General features: G+C 60.2%; 22 protein-coding genes. All 22 read left to right on the forward strand.

Annotated features, from left to right (window positions below; all coding sequences use genetic code 11):
- Position 1 precedes the first annotated feature (1 nt).
- The gene (locus tag BLT69_RS04050; protein WP_227469203.1) at positions 2-1,327 is read left to right on the forward strand and encodes an FtsW/RodA/SpoVE family cell cycle protein; all 1,326 of its coding nucleotides are present in this window, start codon (positions 2-4) and stop codon (positions 1,325-1,327) included.
- Positions 1,324-2,439: an undecaprenyldiphospho-muramoylpentapeptide beta-N-acetylglucosaminyltransferase gene (gene murG / locus BLT69_RS04055; protein ID WP_070725884.1), complete on the forward strand. Its 1,116-nt coding sequence runs from the start codon at positions 1,324-1,326 to the stop codon at positions 2,437-2,439. The genes BLT69_RS04050 and murG overlap by 4 nt, the downstream gene beginning before the upstream one ends.
- Positions 2,436-3,833 carry a UDP-N-acetylmuramate--L-alanine ligase gene (gene murC, locus BLT69_RS04060; RefSeq protein WP_092648473.1) on the forward strand — a complete coding sequence of 466 codons (1,398 nt, stop codon included), beginning with the start codon at positions 2,436-2,438 and terminating at the stop codon, positions 3,831-3,833. The genes murG and murC overlap by 4 nt, the downstream gene beginning before the upstream one ends.
- A complete protein-coding gene (locus BLT69_RS04065; protein ID WP_162272392.1) occupies positions 3,830-4,816 on the forward strand; it encodes a cell division protein FtsQ/DivIB in 987 nt (328 codons plus the stop codon). Before murC ends, BLT69_RS04065 begins: the two co-directional genes overlap by 4 nt.
- Before the next feature lie 120 nt (positions 4,817-4,936).
- On the forward strand, positions 4,937-6,196 hold the full coding sequence (gene ftsZ, locus BLT69_RS04070) for a cell division protein FtsZ (protein WP_092648475.1): 1,260 nt from the start codon (positions 4,937-4,939) through the stop codon (positions 6,194-6,196).
- 3 nt (positions 6,197-6,199) lie between these two features.
- Positions 6,200-6,922, forward strand: coding sequence for a purine nucleoside phosphorylase YfiH/LACC1 family protein (locus BLT69_RS04075; RefSeq protein ID WP_257590405.1), 723 nt, complete (start codon positions 6,200-6,202; stop codon positions 6,920-6,922).
- A 58-nt stretch (positions 6,923-6,980) separates the two neighbouring features.
- The gene (locus BLT69_RS04080; RefSeq protein WP_058236472.1) at positions 6,981-7,448 is read left to right on the forward strand and encodes a cell division protein SepF; all 468 of its coding nucleotides are present in this window, start codon (positions 6,981-6,983) and stop codon (positions 7,446-7,448) included.
- Complete coding sequence (locus BLT69_RS04085) at positions 7,448-7,756, forward strand: YggT family protein (RefSeq protein WP_058236473.1); 309 nt, start codon at positions 7,448-7,450, stop codon at positions 7,754-7,756. Before BLT69_RS04080 ends, BLT69_RS04085 begins: the two co-directional genes overlap by 1 nt.
- Positions 7,757-7,984: 228 nt before the next feature.
- Positions 7,985-8,626: a DivIVA domain-containing protein gene (locus tag BLT69_RS04090; protein ID WP_058236864.1), complete on the forward strand. Its 642-nt coding sequence runs from the start codon at positions 7,985-7,987 to the stop codon at positions 8,624-8,626.
- 81 nt (positions 8,627-8,707) lie between these two features.
- Positions 8,708-9,226 carry a signal peptidase II gene (gene lspA / locus BLT69_RS04095; RefSeq protein ID WP_227469200.1) on the forward strand — a complete coding sequence of 173 codons (519 nt, stop codon included), beginning with the start codon at positions 8,708-8,710 and terminating at the stop codon, positions 9,224-9,226.
- Positions 9,219-10,145, forward strand: a complete 927-nt coding sequence (locus tag BLT69_RS04100) for an RluA family pseudouridine synthase (protein WP_070725878.1) — start codon at positions 9,219-9,221, stop codon at positions 10,143-10,145. Before lspA ends, BLT69_RS04100 begins: the two co-directional genes overlap by 8 nt.
- Positions 10,142-10,621, forward strand: a complete 480-nt coding sequence (locus BLT69_RS04105) for a GNAT family N-acetyltransferase (protein ID WP_092648476.1) — start codon at positions 10,142-10,144, stop codon at positions 10,619-10,621. Before BLT69_RS04100 ends, BLT69_RS04105 begins: the two co-directional genes overlap by 4 nt.
- A gap of 5 nt (positions 10,622-10,626) precedes the next feature.
- A complete protein-coding gene (gene dnaE / locus BLT69_RS04110; protein ID WP_070725969.1) occupies positions 10,627-14,175 on the forward strand; it encodes a DNA polymerase III subunit alpha in 3,549 nt (1,182 codons plus the stop codon).
- A gap of 15 nt (positions 14,176-14,190) precedes the next feature.
- A complete protein-coding gene (gene hisD / locus BLT69_RS04115; protein ID WP_070725875.1) occupies positions 14,191-15,516 on the forward strand; it encodes a histidinol dehydrogenase in 1,326 nt (441 codons plus the stop codon).
- Positions 15,509-16,633 (forward strand): histidinol-phosphate transaminase, encoded by a 1,125-nt coding sequence (locus tag BLT69_RS04120; protein ID WP_070725874.1) that lies wholly within the window; start codon positions 15,509-15,511, stop codon positions 16,631-16,633. Before hisD ends, BLT69_RS04120 begins: the two co-directional genes overlap by 8 nt.
- Positions 16,630-17,232, forward strand: a complete 603-nt coding sequence (gene hisB, locus BLT69_RS04125) for an imidazoleglycerol-phosphate dehydratase HisB (protein ID WP_058236477.1) — start codon at positions 16,630-16,632, stop codon at positions 17,230-17,232. The genes BLT69_RS04120 and hisB overlap by 4 nt, the downstream gene beginning before the upstream one ends.
- Complete coding sequence (locus tag BLT69_RS04130) at positions 17,232-17,897, forward strand: hypothetical protein (protein WP_058236478.1); 666 nt, start codon at positions 17,232-17,234, stop codon at positions 17,895-17,897. Before hisB ends, BLT69_RS04130 begins: the two co-directional genes overlap by 1 nt.
- Positions 17,894-18,550, forward strand: coding sequence for an imidazole glycerol phosphate synthase subunit HisH (hisH, locus tag BLT69_RS04135; RefSeq protein WP_257590406.1), 657 nt, complete (start codon positions 17,894-17,896; stop codon positions 18,548-18,550). The genes BLT69_RS04130 and hisH overlap by 4 nt, the downstream gene beginning before the upstream one ends.
- A 31-nt stretch (positions 18,551-18,581) precedes the next feature.
- Positions 18,582-19,319 (forward strand): bifunctional 1-(5-phosphoribosyl)-5-((5-phosphoribosylamino)methylideneamino)imidazole-4-carboxamide isomerase/phosphoribosylanthranilate isomerase PriA, encoded by a 738-nt coding sequence (priA, locus tag BLT69_RS04140; RefSeq protein WP_070725872.1) that lies wholly within the window; start codon positions 18,582-18,584, stop codon positions 19,317-19,319.
- A complete protein-coding gene (locus tag BLT69_RS04145) occupies positions 19,316-20,038 on the forward strand; it encodes an SseB family protein (RefSeq protein ID WP_070725871.1) in 723 nt (240 codons plus the stop codon). The genes priA and BLT69_RS04145 overlap by 4 nt, the downstream gene beginning before the upstream one ends.
- A 302-nt stretch (positions 20,039-20,340) precedes the next feature.
- The gene (locus BLT69_RS04150) at positions 20,341-20,871 is read left to right on the forward strand and encodes a hypothetical protein (RefSeq protein WP_157886344.1); all 531 of its coding nucleotides are present in this window, start codon (positions 20,341-20,343) and stop codon (positions 20,869-20,871) included.
- 127 nt (positions 20,872-20,998) lie between these two features.
- The gene (locus BLT69_RS04155) at positions 20,999-21,352 is read left to right on the forward strand and encodes a hypothetical protein (RefSeq protein WP_070725866.1); all 354 of its coding nucleotides are present in this window, start codon (positions 20,999-21,001) and stop codon (positions 21,350-21,352) included.
- The last annotated feature ends 13 nt before the right edge of the window (positions 21,353-21,365 follow it).

The following is a 21,365-nucleotide window of genomic DNA, read 5'->3' on the forward strand; positions in this document are numbered from 1 at the left end:
TGTGGCGGACCAGGTGACCCGCAGTCCGCGCGAACGGCTGGCGCGCCTGTGGCATCGCATACCGGCGATCCGCTTCGGGCGGGAAGGCCAGTCATCTGCCGCGCGTGAATCCTCGCCTGTCACGTCCTACTACCTCGTCATCATCCCCGCAGTGCTGCTGGCACTGATCGGACTGCTCATGGGGTTTTCTGCCTCCGCCGTCACCAACATTGCCCAGGGTGAAAACCCCTATATCGCTTTCCTGAAGCCGCTGGCGCTGACGACAATCGGGCTCATCATGATGTTCGTGGCACAGATGGTGCCCGAGAAGGTCTACTACGCCGGAGCCCTTGTGCTGTTCGCACTCGCCTGCCTCCTCCAGGCCCTGGTCATGGTGCCGCTGTTTGGCCGTGCCGAGGGCGGCAACACGAACTGGATCCATATTCCCGGTCTGCCGTTCCTGATCCAGCCATCCGAACTGCTTAAACTGGCGCTCATCATCGCTTTGGCCCAGCTCGTCGCCCGCAGGGATTCGCGCCGTGATGACTTCAAGCAAATGGCGATCCGCTGTGGTGGTGCGACCGCCGTTGCGCTTGGCCTGGTCATGCTCGGACACGACATGGGGACAGCCCTCGTCGTCGCCACGTGTGCCTTTGGCGCGCTGTGGGTGGCAGGACTGCCCAGGAAGTGGTTCGGCTATGCGATCCTGGCAGCAATCCCGATTCTGGCATTCCTCGTCGTGCAGAACCCCACGCGACTGAGGCGCATCATCGCCATTATTCCCGGCATGGGGCCGGAGCGCTCCACCTCAGCTCCCGAACAGATCGACCACGCGCTGTGGGCATTCGGCTCTGGAGGGCTGATGGGGCTGGGACCGGGCGCATCGCGTGAAAAGTGGGAATACCTCCAGGCCGCGCACACCGACTTCATCCTTGCCATCGTGGGCGAGGAGTTCGGCCTGCTGGGCACATGCTCGGTCCTGGTTCTCATGATGCTGATGGTGTGGGGAATGGTGCGCGTCAGCAGGGAAACCACATCGCTTTTTGCCGCTGTTATGTGCGGCGGCATCGCATCGTGGATCGCTGTTCAGACCGTCATCAACGTCATGTCGGTAACCGGCATCGGCCCGGTGATCGGCGTGCCGTTGCCGCTGGTGTCCTCTGGCGGTTCGGCGTTCGTATTTACCGCTAGCGCTGTTGGGGTGGTAGCGTCATGTGCGCGCGCGAATGCTCGCATGCGAATGTTCGGCTCTCCCGACGAGGCTTCCGCAGGACGCGATCCACGCCGACGCATTCACAAGCGTCCCGCGCGCACACGACCAGTACGACAGGCACAGAAGGCGCGATGACACACACAATAGTTCTGGCAGGCGGCGGCACAGCCGGTCACGTCAATCCGTTGCTGGCAACGGCCACGTGCCTGCGTGAGCGCGGATGGGATGTGCGAATCCTCGGCACGCGCGAAGGCCTGGAAGCAGATCTGGTCCCGGCAGCAGGATTTGAGTTTCACGAAATTGAACGTGTGCCCCTGCCACGCCGACCCACCCCGGCATTGCTGACAGTTCCGCAGCGACTGCGCCACGCAATCGCGCAGTCCCGCAACGTGATCACAGGAGCTGACGGGTTGTTGGGTTTTGGTGGATACGTCTCCACCCCCGCCTACTTTGCCGCACGTTCAGAGCACATCCCGATCGCCATTCATGAACAAAATGCGCGCCCCGGCCTGGCGAACCGACTGGGAGCCAGATGGGCCGCCCTCGTCGCACTCACGTTCGCTTCCACGCCGCTTGCAGCACGACAGGGACGCACCGAGGTCGTCGGATTGCCCCTCCGCCCGCAGATCGCGCGCCTGGCGCATCTGCGAACCACCGACGAGGGTGCCCGCACCGCCCGCGTCGAAGGCGCGCAGCGCTTCGGACTTGACCCGGATCTGACCACGCTGGTCATCACGGGCGGCTCCCTGGGGGCGCTTCACATCAACACAGTCATGGCATCCATCGCCTCCGAGCTGCCTGAGGGCTGTCAGGTTCTGCACCTGACCGGTAAAGGCAAGGACGATGCCGTGCGTGCCAGTATTGACGAGGCGGGAGTGGCTCACCGATGGCACGTGGTGGACTACACAACTGACATGCATGATGCGCTGGCCGTGGCCGACCTGGTGGTCTGCCGCTCAGGTGCCGGCACCGTCGCGGAGCTGAGCGCCCTCGGACTGCCTGCCGTCTATGTCCCCCTCCCGATCGGCAACGGTGAGCAGCGTCTGAATGCGCATGACCACGTCGCAGCAGGCGGTGCAGAGCTGATCAACGACGCGCACTTCACCGTTGAACGCGCACGCACCGACGTCATGGGCATACTGACTGACCAGGAGCGCCTCAGCCGGATGCGCAGCGCGTCAGCTCATGGATCCTCTGCCAACGCCGCTGAGCGCCTGACAGACCTCGTGGAGGAGATGTGCAGATGAACGCGCAAACCGGTATCAGCACAGTTCATCTCATTGGCGTCGGCGGAGCCGGTATGAGCGTGGTGGCAGAGCTGCTTCATGCTCGTGGTTGTACCGTCAGCGGGTCGGATCAGAATCCGTCATCTGTCATTGACAGGCTTCAGGCAGCGGGAATTGACGCCTATGTCGGCCATGACGCCGATCGGGTCCCGGCCGACGCCACAGTTGTAGTCTCGACGGCAGTGCGTCCAACGAATCCGGAACTGGTCCGTGCCACCGAGCGTGGCCAGAGTGTTATTCACCGCTCCCAGGCACTTGCCTATGCCGCCAGGGGCATGCGTTTTGTCGCTGTTGCCGGCGCGCACGGCAAGACTACGACATCTGCCATGTTGACTATTGCGTTAGCTGAAGCAGGGGAGGATCCCTCGTGCGCGGTCGGCGGTATCGTGCCCCAATTTGGCACTGGTGCGCACCTGGGCGGCGGAGACATTTTTGTGGCCGAGGCAGATGAATCCGATGGCTCATTCCTGAACTACCATCCGACAGTCGCCCTCGTCACCAATGTTGAGCCGGACCACCTGGATCACTACGGCTCAACGGAGGCGTTCGAGCAGGCATTTGTGGACTTTGCGCACCGCATCGTTGCCGGTGGAACACTGGTGTGCTGCGCGGAAGATCGAGGTGCGCGGGCGTTGGCGCAGGCAGCTCGTCGCGATGGCATCACCACGCTGACCTATGGCCGCCCTGAACACTGTGAGGCGGTGCCGGATGTGACGATAACTGATGTTGCGACAACTGATCATGGCTCGAGCGCCCACCTGTGCGGACCTGACACGCTGGAGGCGACGATTCGCCTCGCCGTGGTGGGTGATCATAACGTGCTCAACGCGGCGGGTGCATGGGCGGCAGGATGCGCGCTGGGGGTCGATGCCGGCCGTCTTGCCAACGGTCTGTCGCATTTTTCAAGTACAGGTCGCCGATTCGAACTTCGCGGCCAGGTGGGCTCCAGACGCGTTATTGATGACTACGCGCACCACCCGACCGAGGTGGAAGCAGCTCTCAGGCAGGCCCGGATCGTAGCTGACGGCGGCGAGGTAACCGTCGTCTTCCAGCCGCATCTGCTTAGTCGCACACGTGCTTTTGCCCAGCGTTTCGCTGACGCTCTGGCGCACGCGGATCATGTGGTCGTCACCGATATTTACCCGGCGCGTGAAGATCCGATCGAGGGAGTCGACTCTGGATTGATCGTGGCGCACCTGCCTGGAGCCCAATGGATCCCGGACATGCATGAAGCTGCCCGCCTGGCAGCGCGTCAGACAGGAGAACATGGCATAGTGATGACCATGGGTGCCGGCTCAATCACGCAATGCGCGGATGACGTTCTCGATGAATGGCGCAACGGGGACGTGCAGTGAGGCAACCACCCCGGCCTCGCCCTCCCCACGAGCCTGCCGAACAGCCTGAACGCTCCACCGTGCATGATCGCCATGCAATCGGTGGGCGATCCGCATCAACGCAGCATTCCGAATCGAGCAGGCGGCCCGCCTCGACTCAGCGATCTGCGTCGGCCACGCGATCCGCGTCGGTGGAACGTATCCGCGGGCCACGCCAGATGCGCACGCCGCTGTCCTCGTCCAGTGCGGTCGACGCATTCGGCGAGCGGCGCGCGAGGGGCCAGAAAAACTCGAAGGTCACCCGTCTTGATGAACGACGCAAAGCACGTAGACGGCTGTCTCTTCGCACTCTGATGTCGATTATTGTCACTGTCCTCCTTGCTGCAGCGGCGATCTGGGCCATCTTCTTTTCGCCACTTTTCGCCCTCACGACCTCGCGCATCACCGTCGAGGGCGCGAATGACGTCGTACCGGCCGAGCAGGTGATTGCCAGCGTCGACGAATTCAGCGGAACCCCGATTACGCGACTGTCGATGTCATCAGTTGTGCAGGCTGTGAATTCGCTGACGCTGGTACGCGACAGCCAGGTGCAGCGTTCGTGGCCCGATGGGCTGACCATTACGATCACCGTTCGCAGGCCAGTGATGGTGGAAATGGTCGGTGAAAATGCCCGCGTCATTGACGAGGACGGCGTGGAGATACCCGGGGATCCGCCCGAGGGTCTGCCTGTTGTCGCGCTTCCATCTGAGGACCCTCTCAGAGCGCAGGCAATTGAGCAGGTCCAGACGGTGTGGGCGGCGCTCAGTTCTGAGCTGCGTCAGATGACAGGAAAGATCAGTGCCGACGGACAGCAGCTGACCATTACCTTGGCGGATAACCGTGTGGTGCGGTGGGGGACCCAGGATGATTCGGATCTGAAGTCACGCGTCCTGAAGGTTCTGATCGACCAACGACCTGCGCAGGTCTATGACGTAAGTTCTCCGACCCGGCCGGTCACGTCCTAGCGACACGCCCACATCTTTCCTTGCAGTTTGAGGTGTTGTTTTCTACCGTCTTTCCGGCAGAATACAGGAGAAACACCAACCTTCAACTTGAGGTTGAGGGTTGAGTGGGAGGGGCACAAAATGGCAGGACCTCAAAACCACCTCGCAGTGATCAAGGTGGTCGGAGTCGGCGGCGGCGGCGTCAATGCTGTTAACCGAATGATCGAAGCAGAACTCAAAGGCGTCGAATTCATTGCGGTGAACACAGACGCCCAGGCTCTGCTGATGTCAGATGCTGAAACCAAACTTGATATCGGTCGCGACCTGACCCACGGCCTGGGAGCGGGAGCTGACCCGTCAGTGGGCCGTCAGGCAGCTGAAGACCACATCGATGACATCAAGGCCGCCCTTGAAGGCGCCGACATGGTGTTCGTCACCGCCGGTGAAGGAGGCGGCACGGGAACGGGCGCAGCCCCCATCGTTGCCAAAGCCGCCCGCGACTCCGGCGCTCTGACAGTCGGCGTCGTCACCCGCCCCTTTTCCTTTGAAGGCATGCGTCGCGCCGCCCAGGGTGAACAGGGCGTTGAGGCACTGCGCAAAGAAGTCGACACGCTGATCGTCATCCCGAATGATCGCCTGCTGTCCATCTCGGATCCCAATATCTCGATCCTTGAAGCATTCCAGGCAGCCGACCAGGTCCTGCTCTCGGGAGTGCAGGGAATCACTGAACTCATCACCACCCCGGGTCTGATCAACGTCGACTTCAACGACGTGAAGTCCGTGATGCAGGATGCCGGATCCGCGCTGATGGGTATCGGTGCTGCTACAGGTGATGACCGCGCGCTGCGCGCCGTGGAAACCGCGATTTCCTCCCCGCTGCTTGAAGCCAGCATTGACGGCGCTCACGGCGTCCTCATGTTCTTCCAGGGTGGCTCGGATGTTGGCCTGCAGGAGATCTACCAGTCCGCACTGCTGGTGCGCGAAGCCGCTCACCCTGAAGCCAACATCATCTTCGGCAACGTCGTTGACGATTCGCTGGGCGACGAGATCCGCGTCACCATCATTGCGGCCGGATTTGACGACCAGCCCGTGACGTCAGGTAACACCGATGCGACAGCGAAGAAGCCGGAACAGCCGGCACCTGTCGCCGCGCCGGCCCCGAAGTCTGCGGAAGAACCCTTGCGTGAACGCTCAGCGGGAACCATTTCCCAGACGCCGGTTCGCCCCGCACATCGTGCAGAACCTCGCGTGCCTACCCGCACGCAGGCGCCGTCCGCCACACCGTCGGATGTGCCCAGTGCTCAGCCTGCTCCGCGAGATGCCGATTCGCTGGAAGTGCCGCGCATCTTCGACGAGGATGACTCCGCTGACGACCTGGACATTCCTGATTTTCTGCGCTGAAACATGATCACACCGATCGAGTGGGCAGGCGCCCTGATCACGCACACGGAAGCGGGGTCGGGCACCTGCCCACTTCGCAATAACGTGGGATACCACGTTGGCGATGATGCTCAGGCAGTGGCGAAGCGCCGCGATCACCTGAGCAAGCTGACCGGAAGCCCGCTGACCTGGATGGACCAGACGCACTCCACGCGTGTCCACGTCGTCGATGCGATCAGCGACCACATTGACGCAGACGCCCTCGTCGTCAATCTGGCCGAGGGGCCACGCACGGGACTGGCCGTGATGGTTGCCGACTGCGTGCCTGTGTGCCTGAGTGCAGCTCATGGGACGATCCTGGCGGCGATCCACGCCGGACGCACGGGGCTGCTCGGTGGAATACTCAGCGCGACAGTTCGCCGGATTCGCCGCATGAGCGCGGAGCCGATCAGCGCCTTTGTCGGTGCCTGCATATGCGGCCAATGCTACGAGGTGGACCGCGCGCTGTGGGACGACGTAGCAGCCGTTCGACCACATATGTGTACCCACACCAGTTGGGGCACCCCCGGCCTTGATCTTCGCGAGGGGGTATGCAGCGAACTGCGCGAAGCAGGCGTCGACACAATTGAACACGACCTGCGGTGCACCCGGGAAACGCCGGCCCTCCACTCCTACAGGCGCGACCCCACCTGCGGACGCCAGGCATTGATCATTTCGCCATCGTTGCGACATGCCGAGGCAACTTGAGGCCTGTGCGTTATCTTCTCGATTAGCGTGAGATCAGCGGCCTGACAGAGGAGAAACGATGGCGGAATCATTTTCTACGCGCGCGAAGAAATTCATGGGATGGGACACATCCGACGACGAGTTCGATGAACCCGAAATGGAACAGGAAGAGCCCGGACAGTGGGCAGACGTCACTGAACTGTCCGACTATGAACCCACACCTGCAGTGCGCCGCACTGAAACAGTGCAGCAAACTGAGCCGAATGATCTGGCCCGAATTCAGACCATTCACGCCACCTCCTATGCGGATGCGCGCAGCATCGGCGACGCCTTCCGCAGCGATATCCCTGTCATCGTCAACATGACCGACCTGCCTGACAATGAAGCGCGCCGCGTGATCGATTTCTCCGCCGGGCTGGTGTACGGCCTGCGCGGACACTTTGAACGCGTGACTCAACGCGTCTACCTGCTGTCGCCGCGATCTGTCAAGGTGTCATCCGGAATGGCCCCCTCCCACGGTGCGGAGCTGTTCAGCCAGGCAGAGTAATGCCCGTGTACATACTCGGCGCCGCTGTACACTTCTGTGCCAGCTTGTACCTGCTGGTGCTGTTTGGACGGATGATCTTTGACTGGATCCGTATTCTTGCCCGCGACTGGCATCCGCGAGCAACGGCCGTCATTGTGATCGGTAATGTGCTCTACGCGTTGACTGACCCACCTCTGCGTTTCCTGCGTCGCTACATTCCGCCGCTCAGACTGGGTAACGGGATCGCACTCGATGTCGGTTTCATGGTGCTGTTCATCGGTATTCTGCTTCTTCAGCGCGTTGCACGATTGATGATGGTATTTGGCTAGTTAGGCGTTCAAACGGTAGATTAATTGAAACGCATATTGGAATGTGATGTCGCTGTGACTGAAGTTGCCTCAGTGATTCATGTGTCCGATAGAATAAGTATCACTTACAATCAGTGTCATCAGGTTGAATGCTGGTGACACCACGATCGTCGGGCGGTTACCAATCGGCGTTCGACAGGGCAGATACCGAGAGGTGAGGAAATGGACGAGCCCACAGGTCAGGAACAGATTCAGCTGCTGACAACGGACGAAGTTCTGAACAAGAACTTCCAGGCAGTGAAGTTCCGTGAAGGCTACGACCCCGTCGAGGTTGACAATTTTCTCGACCGAGTCGTTGCGACGATCTACTACCTGAACATGGAGAAGCAGAATCTCCAGGAAAAGCTTGAAGCAGCCGAACGCCGCATCACCGAACTCCAGGAAGGTTCGGCCGACGCATCTGGCTTCTCCACTCCTGCCGAAACTGCTCAGCCTGTTGTCGAGGAAGAACCGCAGGTCGCGCAGCCCGAACCAGAACCAGAACCAGAACCCGTTCAGCCTGTGCAGCCGGTTCAGCCTGCCACGCCCAGCGAACCCGAATCCGCAACCTCGATGCTTGCTTTGGCGCAGCGCGTCCACGACGAGTACGTGCGCGACGGCCGCGAAGAATCAGAACGCATCATTGCTGAAGCTCGCACCAAGGGCGATGAGATCGTTGCCGACGCAGAGAGCAAGCATGAAACGATCCTTGCTCAGCTCGACCAGGAGCGCGGACTGCTGGAAAACAAGATCAACGAGTTGCGTGGATTCGAGACGGAATACCGTCAGTCCATCCGCACTCACCTCGAGAAACTTCTGACCGAAGTGAACGAGGACAGCTCGGAAAACTGACGTTTCTCAAGCCAATGACTGTGTGGCGGCGGCGTACCAGACGCTGCCGCCACATTTATGCCCCACCTGTTAGGAGAACATGTGTCAACGAGTCCAGCTGCAACGAATGTGTCACGGCGCCCACTGGTCAGCGCCATAGTTGTAGCACTCGTCGCACTGATCAGTGACCAGGTCACGAAGTTCTGGGCTTTGTCCTCGTTGTCCGAGGGGCAGCGCCGTCCACTTATTGGTGACTTCCTGAGTCTCCAGCTGGTCAGGAACTCCGGAGCCGCCTTCTCGATGGGGGCAGGCTCAACGTGGATTTTCACGATCATCTCAGTGGTCGTGCTCGGCGTCATCATCTGGGTCCTGCCGAAAATCACCTCCACGAGTGTGGCAGCCGTGGTGGGTCTTCTTGCCGGGGGAGCGGCGGGTAACCTGGTGGATCGCCTCGTGCAGCCTCCCTCGTTCGGGCGCGGACACGTCGTTGACTTCATCAACTACAACGACTACTTCGTTGGCAACGTTGCCGATATCTGGATCGTTGTGGCAGCAGTGTCGATGGTGATCATCTTCCTGCGAACAGAACACTCCCATTCCGGTGCGCGCACCGATGAGTGACGAGTTCGAGCACCGCTACCTGCCAGTGCCGGACGCGCTGGTCGATACCCGCGTGGACGTGGCACTCTCACGCATGCTCGGCATGTCACGCTCTCAGGCCGGTGACCTTGCCAGCGCAGGACACGTGCGCATCAACGGTGCCGTCAGTCGGAAGTCGGACCGGCTCAGCCTTCAGGACCTCATTGAAGTCGACATACCGCAGCACCGTGTGCAGCCGGCACCCGTGACCGGCATGGACATCCTCTACGATGATGACGACATCGTCGTGGTCAACAAACCTGTCGGCGTTGCGGCACACACGGGCCCGGGATGGACCGGTCCCACAGTGATCGGCAACCTGGAAGCCGCAGGCTTCCGCATCGCACTGTCAGGCCCGCCCGAACGCCAGGGAATCGTGCACCGCCTGGATGTGGGTACATCTGGCGCCATGATGGTCGCCAAATCCGAACTGGCATATTCGGTGATGAAACGGGCCTTCAAGGAACGCACCGTCACGAAGATTTACCATGCCGTGGTCGCCGGACACCTGGATCCGCCATCGGGCACCATCGACGCGCCCATTGGCCGCCATCCGTCGCGCGAATGGCGCATGGCCGTTATCGAAGGTGGCAAGCGTGCCGTGACACATTACGACACCCTTGAACTCATGGCTGGTGCAGCCCTGCTGTCAATCCACCTGGAAACCGGCCGCACACACCAGATCCGCGTCCACATGGCAGCGGTCAACCATCCGTGTGTCGGCGACGTGTTCTACGGCGCTGACCCCACGCAGGCTGAACGCCTCGGCTTGGAACGTCAATGGTTGCACGCCGTCCAGCTCGGCTTCGCACACCCACGCACCGGCAAACACGTCACCGTGGACGCACCGTACATGGACGACCTTGATGCTGCCCTCACCCTCCTGAGAAAACCACGATGACCACTCTTCACGTCCGACGCGCCACCGACTCCGACCGCTTCGCCATTATCTCGATCAGGTGGGATGTGTTCGTTGTTGAACAGCACGTTCCTATGGTCCTTGAAATTGATGCACGCGACTTCAACCCCGCCGTCACCCAATTCATTGCCGAGGACGAGGCTGGCCACCCTGTTGGAACCGTGCGCCTCATCCCGGATGGTGATGATTGCTATCACCTGGGGCGCCTTGCTGTCAGACAGGAGGCACGCGGCAGTGGATGCGGAGCCGCCCTCGTCAATGCTCTGCACGAAGAAGTCACACGACGAACCCCTGCCGGCAGGCACGCCCGGGTCGACCTCGACGCGCAACTGCAGGCACAGGGATTCTACGAACGCCTCGGATATGCGTCACACGGCGACGATACATTCTGGGATGCAGGAATTGAGCATCGTCACCTCGCTCAGCTCATCGAGGGCACTGCAGAACCATTAAGATGACACGTATGGCCACCCGTGACAGTTTCGTTCATCTTCACAACCACTCCGAATACTCCATGCTGGACGGCGCAGCGAAAATCGCGCCGATGGTTCAGGAAGCTGCCCGCCTCGAACAACCGGCAATCGGACTGACCGATCACGGATACCTGTTCGGCGCCTTCGAATTCTATTCAGCGTGCAAAGATGCCGGAATTAAACCGATCATTGGCCTTGAAGCATACGTCACTCCCGGCACGTCCAGATTTGACACGAAGCGTGTCCACTGGGGAGAACCGTGGCAGCGCAGTGACGACGTTTCGGCCAATGGCGCATACAATCACCTGACACTGCTGGCCTACACGACCGAAGGCATGCTGAATCTGTTTCGCCTTGGTTCACGCGCCTCCACGGAAGGACAGTTTGGTAAGTGGCCGCGTGCCGACAAGGAACTGCTGCAGGAATACCACGAAGGGTTGATCGTTTTCTCAGGGTGCCCGTCGGGAGCCGTCCAAACCCATATGCGGTTGGGTCAGTGGGATGAAGCAGTGCGTGAAGCAGGGGAGCTGCGCGACATTTTCGGGCCGGAGAACTTCTATGTCGAAGTCATGGATCACGGCATCGAATTTGAACGACGCACACGCAATGACCTGCTCAAATTGGCCAAGCTCATGAATGCTCCACTGGTAGCGACCAACGATGCGCACTACGTGAAAAAAGAAGACCGAGATGTGCAGGACGCGTTATTGTGCATCAACTCGGGTGCCAAGCTGGCTGACCAGGACCGCTTCAAATTCGACGGCGACGGCTACTATATCCGCTCCAGCGAAGACATGCGTCGCACCTGGGCTGAACTGCCCGAAGCATGCGACACCACCCTGGATATTGCTGAACGCTGCGACGTGCACTTCACCACCACCAAAGAGGGCGCCAACTACATGCCCGATTTCCCCGTGCCCGAGGGCGAAGACAAAACATCGTGGTTCATCAAGGAAGTTGAACGAGGGCTGGCCGACCGTTTCCCGGACGGCGTTCCTGATGACGTGCGTAAACAGGCTGAATACGAAGAAGACGTCATTATCTCGATGGGGTTCCCCGGCTACTTCCTGACGGTGGCGGACTACATCAACTGGGCCAAGCATCAGGGCATCCGCGTGGGGCCTGGCCGAGGTTCCGGTGCTGGCTCCATGGTGGCCTACGCGATGCGTATCACCGAGCTGAACCCAATGGAACACGGCCTGATTTTCGAACGCTTCCTCAACCCCGAGCGCGTCTCCATGCCTGACTTCGATGTGGACTTCGACGAACGTCGCCGCGACGAAGTGATCGAATACGTGAAACGTAAATACGGCGAAGACCGGATCAGTCAGGTCGTCACCTTCGGACGAATCATGACGAAACAGGCACTGAAGGATTCAGCACGACTGCTCGGCTACGACTTCAAGACAGGCGAGCAGCTCACCAAGGCACTGCCCCCGGCAGTGATGGGCAAGAACATTTCAGTGCACGGCATTTTCGACAAGGAAGACAAGCGCTACGGCGAGGCAGCGGAGTTCCGTAAATACTACGAGGAAAACCCGCAGACTCACGACATCGTCAACCTGGCGATGGGACTGGAAGGACTGACACGACAATGGGGTGTCCACGCATGCGCGGTGATCATGTCCTCGCATACGCTGACCGACATTATTCCGATCATGAAGCGCCTCGCTGACGGCGCGATCATTACGCAGTTCGACTATCCCACGTGTGAAGCGCTGGGGTTGCTGAAGATGGACTTCCTGGGGCTGCGAAACCTCACGGTCCTGTCAGACGCCCTCGAAAATATCAGGCTGAACAACAAGGATGTCCCGGACCTTGATCAGTTGCCGCTCAACGACCCGGCAACCTACGACCTGTTGGCACGCGGCGACACGCTCGGCGTGTTCCAGCTGGATGGTTCCGGGATGCGAGAACTTCTCAAACTGATGCGCCCCGACAACTTTGAAGATATTTCAGCTGTGGGCGCGTTGTACCGGCCCGGCCCGATGGGCGCAGACTCGCACACGAACTACGCTCTGCGTAAGAACGGGCGTCAGGAAATCACTCCCATTCACCCTGAACTTGCTGAGCCGCTCAAAGACATTCTGGGCACTACGTACGGTCTGATCGTCTACCAGGAACAGGTCATGCAGATCGCGCAGAAACTGGCCGGATACTCACTGGGTCAGGCAGATATGCTCCGACGAGCGATGGGTAAGAAGAAGAAAAAGATTCTGGACCAGGAGTTCGGACCGTTCTCGCAGGGGATGCGCGAACATGGCTATTCCGATGACGCGGTGAAAACACTGTGGGACATTCTGGTTCCGTTCTCGAACTACGCGTTCAACAAGGCGCACTCGGCGGCGTACGGATTGGTGTCGTACTGGACTGCCTACCTCAAGGCGAATTTTCCCACTGAATACATGGCCGCATTGCTGACCTCGACCAAAGACAACAAGGATCGGCGAGCCTTGTACCTGGCTGAATGTCGTCACATGGATATCACCGTTTTGCCCCCCGACGTCAACGCTTCGATGGGCACGTTCGCGCCAGATGGGTCGAACATCCGTTTTGGCCTGTCTGCGATCCAGAACGTCGGCGCGAACGTGGTGGACGGTATCGTGCAGGCGCGCTCGGAAAAAGGCGCGTATATCTCCTTCCAGGACCTCCTGGACAAGGTACCTGCCACCGTGTGCAATAAGCGCACCATCCAGTCACTCATTAAGGCCGGCGCCTTCGACTCTCTGGGGAAGAACCGGCGCTCCCTGCTGTCCCGCTGCGACGAGGCCGTCGACGCGGTCACCGACCTGAAACGCAATGAGGCCATCGGCCAGTTCGACCTGTTTGCCGCCATGGGTGGAGCAGCAGCACCTGAACAGTCCTCCCTCACGGTCGAAATCCCTGACCTGCCCGAATTCGACAAGCGGCACAAACTGGCCGATGAACGCGAAATGCTTGGCCTGTATGTCTCCGACCATCCACTGCGCGGTGTGGAAGCGGCGCTGCGCCGATACCAGGACATCGACATCGCCGCGATCGTCTCCTCCGAAGAAGCCATGGCGGACCGCAAGGTGCGCGTCGCAGGACTGGTGTCGTCGGTTCAGATGAAGGTCACCAAGCAGGGCAACCAGTGGGCGATCGCAACGGTGGAAGACCTCAGCGCTTCCATCGAAGTGCTTTTCTTCCCTCGCTCGTTCGAAACAATTCAGTCCTACCTGGCTACCGACACGATCGTCCAGGTCGAGGGGCGCGTCACCCAGCGCGATGAGAACGTCGAACTGATCGGCCAGGCCATGACGTTGCTGGATCTGCGTGACGATCAGGACTCCCCGCTGGACCTGCAGATGACTCCTGGCCGATGCACTCGCTCAATGCTGACCGAACTCAAAGACGTGCTGGAAGCTTTCCCAGGCGAATCACCTGTGCGCATCCACTTGCGCCAAGGCGGGCGCGTCACAATCGTCGAAGTTGACCCGAAGTACCGCGTCGAAAAATCCAGCGCATTTTTCAGCCAGGTCAAGGCCGTGGTCGGAGCAGACGGAGTGATGACCTCCTGAGTTAGGCTAAGAGTTATGAAACGCATGGATCTTCGCGGCACCAGTGCCACCACAGATGCAATCCGCCGTCAACTGCCACGAGCTGCATTCGACATCACCGCAGCCGTCGAGGCTGTCACGCCGATTATCGACAGCGTCATCCACGAGGGTGCGAGCGCCATCAAGGACTGTGCCGAGCGTTTCGACCATGTGCGTCCTGATCGCCTGAAGGTACCGGCCGACCAGATCCGTGCCGCCCTCGACGGACTTGACCCTGCGGTGCGCGGCGCGCTGGAAGTGTCGATCGAGCATAACCGCGCCGGCCACACTGTCCAGCTGCCCACCACGCAACACGCCACCATCATTCCCGGCGGCACGATTACCCAGCGGTGGGTACCGGTGCAGCGCGCCGGTGTCTACGTCCCAGGTGGCCTGGCTGTCTACCCCTCCTCAGTTGTGATGAACGTGGTGTGCGCGCAGGTCGCCGGCGTCAGCTCAATCGCCCTGGCTTCACCGCCGCAACGCGAGTTCGGCGGACTGCCGCACCCGACAATCCTTGCAGCGTGCGCACTGTTGGGCGTGGACGACGTGTGGGCAATGGGTGGTGCGCAGGCAATCGCCGGCCTTGCCTACGGATTTGACGACGAGGGTGACGTGTGTGAACCGGTTGATGTCGTAGCAGGACCGGGCAACATTTATGTGGCCGCAGCTAAGCGGGTGGTGTCTGCTCACGTGGGGATCGATGCGGAAGCGGGAACCACTGAAATAGCGATCCTTGCCGATGGTGATGCTCACCCCGCTTTCGTTGCCGCTGACTTGATCAGCCAGGCGGAGCATGATCCTGCTGCCGCATCTGTTCTGATCACGGACAGTGAGCCGCTTGCGGATGCAGTGGAAGCTGAGATTCAGCGGCTGGCACCGCTGACCGCGCACACCGAACGCATTATGACGGCGCTGAGCGGACCGCAGTCGGGCATCGTCCTCGTCGATGATCTGGATGCTGGGCTGCGCGTTGTGGATGCGTATGCTCCCGAACACCTCGAAGTACAGACAGAGAATGCTGCCGAAGTAGCGCTGCGCGTGCGCAACGCAGGTGCCATTTTTGTCGGCCCGTACACGCCGGTACCGCTGGGCGACTACGTTGCAGGCTCCAACCACGTCCTGCCCACAGGAGGCACCGCCCGCTACGCTGCCGGACTGAACGTGGGACAGTATCTGCGCAGCCAGCAGGTCGTTGAGTATTCACACGATGCGCTCGAAGCGCTCACCGATGACCTCAACACGCTGGCATGTGCCGAAGACCTGCCGGCACACGGAGCAGCCGCGCTGATCCGGCGCGAGGAAGGCGGACGCAATGACTGATTTACGTTTGCCGCTGCGCCCTGAACTTGCGGGGCTGAGCCCGTATGGCGCGCCCCAATTGGATGTGCCCGTACGCCTGAACGTCAATGAGAATCCGTGGGCGCCTTCTGACGAGCTGGTTGACGATATCGCGCGCTCAGTGGCTCGCGCCGCCAGCGGGCTGAACCGCTACCCGGATCGCGATTTTCTGGAACTGCGTGGGGAACTGGCACGATATCTGGCTGACGAAAGCGGTGTAAGTGTTCCGCCCGAACATGTATGGGCAGCCAACGGTTCCAACGAAGTCATGACCCAGATTCTGCAGGCATTCGCCGGCACGTCACGGACCGTCGTTTCATGTGCCCCGACATACTCGATGTATCACGAGTACGCGCGCGACACGTGCTCACGGTGGGTCACGTGTGATCGGCACGAGGATTTTTCCATCGACCTGGATGCCCTGCGCGACCTGCTCGAAACTGAGCACCCGGCAGTCGTTCTGCTGGCCAGTCCGAACAATCCCACCGGAACAGCACTGTCACTTGACGACATCCGCTCCCTGGCTGACGACACGCGATTCAGCGGGCCTGTCGGGCCGGACGGACAGCCCACAGCGAGCCTGCTGGTCATCGATGAAGCGTACGCGGAATTCAGGCGTGCGGGGACATCCTCGGCACTCGAACTCGTTGAGCAGAATCCGCACGTGGTCGTCTCCCGCACTATGTCGAAAGCATTTGGAATGGCGGGGTTGCGTCTGGGATACATGGTGGCCTGCCAGGACGTCATTGACGCGATCATGCTGGTGCGCTTGCCCTACCATCTGTCAGCCATCACGCAGGCAGCGGCACTGGCGGCGCTGCGTCACCGTGAATGCCTCATGCAGCAGGTGGCCGACCTGCGTGACAGTCGGGACGCCCTCGCGCACTGGCTGGAATCACGAGGGCTGCAGGTGGCTCAATCTGACGCGAACTTCATTTTCTTTGGACGTTTCGATAACCGGCAGGACATCTTTGACAAGCTCCTGGAGCGGGGCGTGTTGATCCGCGTCGTCGGCCCTGACGGCTGGCTGCGGGTCAGCGTAGGGACACCTGAGGAAAACCAGCAATTCATGACGGCACTGGAGGAGGTTCTCTCATGAACGCGCGAACTGCGACAATTGACCGCGAAACATCAGAGTCAACAATTCATCTGGAAGTGAATCTTGACGGCAGCGGCGTGACCAACATTTCGACTGGTGTGCCGTTCTACGACCATATGCTCACCGCATTTGGGCGTCACTCCCTGATTGACCTGACTGTTCAGGCGCGCGGGGATGTGGACGTGGACGTGCACCACACTGTCGAAGACACCGCGATCTGCCTGGGCCAGGCCATCAAGTTGGCGCTTGGTGACAAGGCAGGAATCCGCCGTTTCGCAGATGCTACGGTGCCCCTGGATGAAGCCCTCGCTCATGCTGTTGTGGACATTTCAGGGCGGCCGTACCTCGTGCACGAGGGCGAGCCGGCCGGCCAGGAATACCACCTCATTGGCGGGCACTTCACCGGCTCCATGACACGACACGTGTTTGAGTCGCTGGCCTATAACGCCGGAATCTGTCTGCATGTGCGTCTGCTTGCCGGTCGCGACCCGCACCACATTGTGGAAGCGCAGTTCAAGGCACTTGCCCGCGCGATGCGCGGCGCTGTTGAACCGGATCCACGGGTGAGTGGCATTCCGTCTACCAAAGGAGCACTGTAATGGTCCAGGATGTTCCTCAGCGTCCTGACGATGAGGACATTGACGCTAAGTTCGCGGGAATCGTTGCGGACTTCGAGCGCTCAAGCGCACCTGCCGAACGGCATGACCTGGACACTCCGGTTGATGAATCCTTGCACCTGGAAGGTGGATCCCTGTCGGTCGCATTGGTGCTCACACCGATTCCGTCAGCCGAGGCGCTGCACAAACTCCTGCAGCTGGCCGGGCTTTCCGTCCACGTCGTCCCGATTAAGCCGTGGACCGCGATTTGGCTGAAAGTTGATTCCAATCAGCCGATGACCGAGGAAGACGAGCTGGCCTCACTGATGGGCAAGTGCCGCTCCATGCCACCCGAAGTGGATCAGGTGGCACGACTGACCTCACGCCTGTCCAAGCTGGGCTCCGTGGCAATCATGTCGTGGCTGGTTGAAGGTGACGAGGAAGATGTGGAGCCGGGTGTATCCGGACAGATCAGTGCACGCCGATACGTGTCGGGCGAGCCGGAAGACGATATTCCAGCTGGCGTGCTGATCGGATCAATGCCGGTGGCCCTTGAAGACCTGCTGCTGGGCAGAACCACCCCGGATGACTACAACGGGTCGGTCGCACCTGATGGCACATGCCTGAAGCGGCCACGCGGCCCATTAGGGTGGTTCAGAAAACCATGAGCATGATGCAGCGACGCTCTCGAATCGTCGTCTTGAGATTCGGGTCAGGCAACGTGCGCTCAGCGTGCAGTGCGCTGGAACGAGCCGGTGCCGACGTCTCACTGAGCGCCGATCCGCAGGAAGTCAGCGAAGCTGACGGCCTGGTGGTGCCAGGTGTGGGAGCATTCATCACGGTGATGGACCAGCTGCGCGCAGTGCAAGGCCTGAGGATGATTGAACGCCGGATCGCAGGTGCAAGGCCCGTGCTGGGAATCTGCGTCGGGCTGCAGATCATGTTCGACCGCTCCACTGAAAAGGGCACGACCGAGGGCCTGGGGCAGTGGGACGGAACCGTGGACCGTCTGGACGCGCCCATCATTCCGCACATGGGGTGGACACAGGTTGAAGCCGCATCCGATACGACACTGTTCGACGGACTGGATGAGGAGTACTTCTACTTCGTGCATTCCTACGCCGTGATGGATGATCCGGCTCGGACATCTCGCCCTCGCACGGCAGCTGCTCCGCAGACGAGCTGGGCAACCTACGGTCAGCGCTTTGTCGCAGCCGTGGAAGACGGAGCGCTGAGCGCCACACAGTTCCACCCCGAAAAATCTGGTGCCGCCGGCTTGAAGCTGCTGCAGAATTGGTTGGCGACCACCGTGTCTGACTAAAACCGCTCTATCTGACTAGAAAAGGTGACTGATGGATACTCCGTTGATTCTTCTGCCTGCCGTTGACGTGGTTGAGGGGCAGGCAGTGCGCTTGCGCCAGGGTGAGGCAGGAACGGAAACACAGTACGGCGCACCCCTGGAAGCTGCACAGGCGTTCACCCACGCAGGCGCCGCGTGGCTGCACCTGGTTGACCTGGATGCCGCTTTTGGACGCGGATCCAATATCGACCTGCTGGCTGATGTCGTACGCCAGATCCCGCTGCACGTTGAACTGTCGGGCGGCATCCGTGATGACGCCTCACTTCAGCGCGCCCTGGCCACCGGTGCACGCCGCATCAATATCGGCACGGCAGCGCTGGAAGACCCCGAATGGACCGAATCGATTATCCAGCGTTACGGCGATCAGGTTGCCGTGGGCTTGGATGTGCGCGGTGAGACTCTGGCAGCACGAGGCTGGACGAAACCAGGTGGAAATGTCTGGAAGGTCCTGGAGCGTCTGAACGAGGCTGGCTGTGCCCGATACGTGGTCACCGATGTGGCGCGTGACGGCATGATGCAGGGGCCGAATATTGATCTGCTCCGCGCCGTATGTGAACGTACCGATGCGCCGGTTGTCGCCTCGGGCGGCGTGTCCAGCATTGACGATATTCGAGCCCTGCGTGAACTGACGTCGATCGGCCTGGAAGGCGCAATCATTGGTAAAGCCCTGTACGCCGGGGCGTTCACGTTGGAAGAGGCGCTGGAAGCGGCCGGCCCTCAGCAGTCATGATGGAACTGAGCGATGAGCAACGCGACAAGATTGCGCAGCGCCTGACACTGCACACCGACTCATCGGATTGTGGCCAGACGTTGCCGTTGACGCGTCACGCACTCGGACTGCCAGCCGGTACCCGCAGCGAGCAGGGCGAGCGCCTCGAACAGCTTGTTCACGCACTGAGCAGTGAGCGCGTCATTATTCCAGTTGTCCTCAATGGCGGAAACTCTGACAACCACGTGGAGTTCACCAGGGCGGAAATACCTGAAGGCCCGGCATTGGCCGTGTTCACGTCAACGGATGAGCTTGCAGCGTTTGACCCACAGGCACGCCCATTGCCTGTCTCAACGCGCCTTGCCGCGTTGAGCGCCCTCGTCGAAACCCGAGGGCTGATAGTGGCCGATCCGCGCGGTGCGAATATCGTGATCCCGCGCCCCGCGTGCAATTCGCTGTCAGTGGGGGACAGGTGGCTGCCCGCGTGGAAAGATCGCGAACTTGCCGCCGGTCTGCTGCGCATCATCATGGACGAGGGTGTCCGATGCGTGGTCGATGTGCGTATCCATCATGGAGGCGGCAGTCGCGTCATCGTCGAGCTGTGCGCGGCCGCCGGTGGTGATGAGCGAGCGGTCCGACGCGAATTGTCCCGCGCAATCAACTGCATTTATGGCAGTGATCGTCTCAAAGCTGCGGCTGACCAGATCATGATCGCGCCAACGTGGGTTCATGCGGTATAGCTGTTAATCCTGAACGTGGTCTCTTACGATGATCATAACTTGTCACGACGCAGGTAAGGAGACCAGCCGATGACGCAACCTGCTCCGCAACCCACTCCATCCCGGCCGACCAATGTGCAGTCCACGCTACCCAGGAAAAACCGGTCTGATTATTGGCATCGTATGTGCAGTGGCCGCTGTGGTGGCCGTGGCTGCCATCGTGATGGTGATGATGGCCCGCCCGTCACAATCCGACAGCCCTGAGGTGTCTGTTCGGCGTCACTTACCTGCTGGGCGGACAGGAATATGAAGTGGAAATCGAGGTGAGCCGGCCCGTTGGTGAAGATACCTGGCAGATCACCAGACCGCTGGCTACGACTGTCGTATTTCCTTCCGGATTCGCCGATCAGGATCTGACTGTGGCACCCGACGACAGTGATCAATACTCTCCGGAGTCGGTTGTTGAATGGGAGCCGGAACTGACAGACACATTCACTGCGGCATTTGTTGACTGCGCGAACCCTTTCCTGCATGAATGCCGGGAAAACCGCGACGATCCTGATGAACAGTGCGGATTCATTTACGCTTTCTACACAGATGAGCAATCAGAATCAGCCACCCTCAATGGAGAACTGACCACTGCCGGCCCCGCTGGCAACCAGCTTGTGTCGATGGTGCACTCCACGGGGATTCCGGACATGCGAACAGATGTGACGAGGGCGACGCTCCATTTCAGGGATGACGGGCTCAATATACCGGACAAGGAGCAGAAACTCGCCGTCCAGGGCACGGTCGAATTGTCGAAGAGATCAGATCCTGTTTTCCATATGAAGATCGTGACTCCTGAGGATTGAAGCGGGATAATGTTGTCAAAATGCTGCGTTAAGCGATAGTTTGGAATAATAGAGTTTGTAGCATCAATCAAGATCGCGGGCCGATAGAGAAAAGGATGCTCACACAGCTCAGAGCTTCAACTCTGCAGTGTTCGAGTCCAAAGTAACGGACACGTTCCGCCAGAGCATTGTTGACGAAGCACAGAAGTTCGTCGACCAGTGCGCAGCCGATGTGAAGGCTGATCAATGCGGGTATATGTCTGTCGCCGCACAACATTTTGGGGCGAAGTTGGCAGAGCTGAAAGAAGGAATTTCCGTACAGGACTACGCCTTTAACCCGTATCAAGCGAAGCTCGACGTCGCATTCGACCCGCTGGTTATGCTCTTCCATAGCGATGGGGCTGATTCCCCTCACGAGGATGAGCTCGAGATGGTCGGAGCCGTTACTTTTGATGACAGTGGAGCCCCTGCATGCTCGTTCGACTTCCCCTTCCAGTTCTGAAAGCGGGCGCGAT

This window comes from Schaalia radingae (assembly GCF_900106055.1).
Classification (GTDB): Bacteria; Actinomycetota; Actinomycetes; order Actinomycetales; family Actinomycetaceae; genus Pauljensenia; species Pauljensenia radingae_A.